Here is a 380-nt window from a genome sequence, read left to right on the forward strand (position 1 = left end):
GCCGCCAGCGGCACGGCTGTAACGGCGGCGCCCCCCCGACCAAGTCCTGCCGCCAGGCCGTTGGAGCCGGTGTCCACTTTGTCGCTGACGATCAGGATGCGAGGGATCATGTGGCCTCTCGGGTGCGGGAATGTCGGCGGCGCGAGCGATTCCAGGCCCTCATGGCAGCGTCCGCGGCAGGGCTGCACGGAAGGCAGTCGCCGGGCGGGCGAATGACAGACGAATCCCTTTGCACCGCCATGCCCTAGCCGAGACTCCGTTCGAGCATCTTCAGATCACGCCGACCGGCGCGAAAAGTATCGCCGGTTTCGATCGCTGTCACGATCACTTCAGCCGGGCTGAACAGCAACGGGTCGATGGCATAGAAATCGCCCTTGAAC

1 protein-coding gene is annotated in these 380 nt (G+C 65.3%); it reads right to left on the minus strand.

Going from position 1 to position 380, the window contains the following annotated elements; all coding sequences use genetic code 11:
* Positions 1–244: 244 nt before the first annotated feature.
* Positions 245–380: methenyltetrahydromethanopterin cyclohydrolase (locus ENZ74_RS34275; RefSeq protein ID WP_281058844.1), on the minus strand; the 136-nt coding region annotated here is incomplete at its 5' end.

This window comes from Mesorhizobium sp. M7A.F.Ca.CA.002.15.2.1 (assembly GCF_003998715.1).
Classification (GTDB): domain Bacteria; phylum Pseudomonadota; class Alphaproteobacteria; order Rhizobiales; family Rhizobiaceae; genus Mesorhizobium; species Mesorhizobium ciceri.